A 3,203-nucleotide genomic window follows, 5' to 3' on the forward strand; every position below is an offset into this window, starting at 1 on the left:
CGAGTCCCTCGAGACTCCCCTGCTGTTCGACGCCCAGCCCGGCCCCCGCGCGCAGCTGGCGGCGATCGTCGAGGTGCTTTCGGTGCTCGCGAGATCCGCGTCCTCCCAGGAGGAGGTCTTCGACACCGTCCTCAACAACGCGCGGAGACTCTGCGGCGCCGACGTTGCGCAGATCCACCTGCTGGTCGACGGGGCGCTCCGGCTCGGTCGGGCGGTCGGGATCAACCAGGAGTACGTGACCTTCTCGGAGTCTCATCCGACGGCGGTGGACCGAGAGTCGCTCGTCGGGCGGGTGACGGTGGACCGGACGACGCAGCAGATCACGGACGTGCTGGCCGACCCGTCCTACCGCCTCCGCGAGAACCAGCGCCTCGCCGGGTTCCGCACGATTATGGGTGCGCCGATGCTGATCGGCGACGACGTCGTCGGTGTGCTGTCGGTGTGGCGGACCGAGGTGGAGCCGTTCGACGCGCGGATCGCGTTGGTACTGGGGACGTTCGCGAACCAGGCCGCCCTCGCGGTCCGCAACGTCCAGCAGACCACGGCCCTGTCCCGCAAGGTCGACCAGCTGGAGGCGCTGTCCGCGGTCGGCAAGGTCGTCGGCTCGTCCCTGGATGTCGAGCAGGTCCTCTCCACGATCGTCAGCCACGCCGTGGAGCTGTCCGAGACCGACGGCGGCTCGCTGATGGAGTACGACCAGACGACCCGGCTGTTCCGGGTGCGAGCCGCGTACGGGACGAGCGAGGCGACCCTGGACCAGCTGCGGCGCGCGCGGATCCACGCCGACGAGACCTGGGTCGGCCAGTGCGCCTCCGCGACGTCGTCGTTCCAGATCGAGGACCTCGAGACGGTCGATCGGGACGCGCACCTGGAGATCCTGCACGCCGACGGATGGCGCTCGCTGGTCGCCGTGCCGCTGCGCAGCGCCGACCGGGTGGTCGGGGCGTTCGTGGTGCGGCGGCGGCAGCCGGGCGTCTTCGACGACGAGGTATGCGATCTGCTGTCGGCCTTCGCCAGCCAGTCCGCCGTCGCCCTGACCAATGCCCGGCTCTACCAGGAGCTGGCTCGCCAGAGTCTCGAGCTGACCATCGCCAGCCAGCACAAGTCGGAGTTCCTCGCGAGCATGTCGCACGAGCTGCGCACCCCGCTGAACGCCGTGATCGGGTTCTCCGAGGTCCTGCTGGAGCGGATGTTCGGCGACCTGAACGAACGGCAGGAGGACTACCTGCGCGACATCCGCGACGCCGGCCGGCACCTCCTGGCCCTGCTCAACGACGTCCTCGACCTGTCCAAGGTCGAGGCCGGCCAGATGGAGCTCGAGCTCACGACCTTCGACGCGGCCGGGGCCTTCCAGTACGCGCTTTCCCTGGTGCGCGAGCGCGCGGCCCAGCACCGCATCGGCCTGACCCTCGACCTCTCAGGAGACCTCGAGGTCGTCCGCGCCGACGAGCTCCGGTTCCGACAGGTGCTGCTCAACCTGCTCAGCAACGCGGTCAAGTTCACCGACGACGGCGGCTCGGTGACGGTCTCGGCGTGGCTCGACGGCAGCGACCTCGTCGTCACGGTCACCGACACCGGCGTGGGCATCCCGCACGCCGACCAGGAGCGGATCTTCGACTCGTTCCAGCAGGGTGGGCGGTTCGTGGCCAGCACGGAGGGCACCGGGCTCGGCCTCACCGTCACCAAGCGGATCGTGCAGCTGCACGGCGGGCGGATCTGGGTCACCAGCGCACCCGGCGTGGGCAGCTCGTTCGGGTTCAGCATTCCCGGACAGACGGCCGGCGGCACCCGCGCCGCGGTCGCCGCCGCCGATGCCGCCCTCGGCGACCCACGCCCCACCGTGGTCGTCGTCGAGGACGACGAGCGGTCCGGCGAGCTCGTGGCGCTGCACCTCACGGCGGCTGGGCTCCGGCCGGTCGTGATCCGGGACGGCCGCGAGGGTCTCGCGGCGGTGCGGTCACTGCGACCGGTGGCCGTCATCCTCGACATCAAGCTGCCCGGCATGAGCGGCTGGGAGATCCTCCACGCCGTCAAGTCCGACCCGGACATCGCCGGGACGCCCGTGGTCGTCGTCTCGGTGCTGCCGGAGCGCGGCAAGGGCTTCGCCCTCGGCGCCGCCGACTACCTCGTCAAGCCGGTGGACAAGGAGGAGCTCATCCTCTCCGTCCGGCGCGTCGTCGCCGCCGCGACCAGCCAGGCCGGCGGCCGGACCATCGTCGTCGTCGACGACGACCCCATGGCCCTCGAGCTCGTCCGGGTCACCCTGGAACCGCAGGGCTGGGCGGTCGAGGTCTGCGAGCGTGGCGCCGACGCGATCGAGCTCGTCGCATCCACCCGACCGTCGGTCGTCCTCGTCGACCTGCTCATGCCCGACACCGACGGTTTCGCCGTCATCGAGAGCCTCGCCAGTCGCCCCGAGACCGCCGACATCCCGGTCGTCGTCCTCACGGCGAAGTCGCTCGAGGCCGGCGACCGCGAACGGCTCGACGGCCGGATCGCCTTCGTGGCCTCGAAGTCGGCGCTCGACCTCGACGTCCTTGCGCAGCGCCTGGTCCGGGTCTCCCGGCCGGCCGCGTCGGGCGCACCAAGAACACCATGAGCACCGTGAGCACCGAGCGGGTCCTGGTGGTCGAGGACAACGACAAGAACCTCAAGCTGACCCGCGACCTCCTCGAGTACGCGGGCTTCACCGTCGCGGTGGCGACGACCGGTGAGGACGCAGTCGCCCAGGCCGAGGTGACCGTCCCGGACATCATCCTCATGGATCTCCAGCTGCCCGGCATCGACGGCCACGAGGCGCTGGCCCGGCTGCGGGCCAACCCCGACACGCGCCAGGTCCCCGTGGTCGCCCTCACCGCATCGGCCATGCCGATGGACCGGGAGCGCGCGCTGTCGGCGGGTTTCGACGGGTTCCTCGAGAAGCCGATCAACGTGCGTACGTTCCCCGAACAGGTCCGCACCCACCTCCGGAACGGGCGATGACCGCCGAGCCGACGGGAACCGTCATCCTCGTGATCGACGACCTTCCCGCCAACCGCCGGCTGATGCAGGCGATCCTCACGCCCCACGGCTACGAGGTGGTCGAGGCCGAGTCCGGCGAGCAGGGCCTCGAGCGGCTCGCCGAGGGCCGCACCGACCTCGTCCTGGTCGACCTGCTCATGCCCGGCCTCGACGGGCACGAGACCTGCCGCCGGATCCGCGCC

At 71.0% G+C, this 3,203-nt stretch carries 3 protein-coding genes; all 3 read left to right on the top strand.

What is annotated here, in order from left to right; all coding sequences use genetic code 11:
• Positions 1-2,599, top strand: a 2,599-nt coding sequence (locus VIG79_RS08875; RefSeq protein ID WP_331884702.1) for a response regulator, incomplete at its 5' end; no start/stop codon positions are given.
• A 5-nt stretch (positions 2,600-2,604) separates the two neighbouring features.
• Positions 2,605-2,982, top strand: coding sequence for a response regulator (locus VIG79_RS08880; RefSeq protein ID WP_331884704.1), 378 nt, complete (start codon positions 2,605-2,607; stop codon positions 2,980-2,982).
• Positions 2,979-3,203: response regulator (locus VIG79_RS08885; protein WP_331884706.1), on the top strand; the 225-nt coding region annotated here is incomplete at its 3' end. The genes VIG79_RS08880 and VIG79_RS08885, both read left to right, overlap by 4 nt.

It is taken from the genome of Lapillicoccus sp. (genome assembly GCF_036559105.1).
In the GTDB taxonomy this organism is placed as follows: Bacteria; Actinomycetota; Actinomycetes; order Actinomycetales; family Dermatophilaceae; genus Lapillicoccus.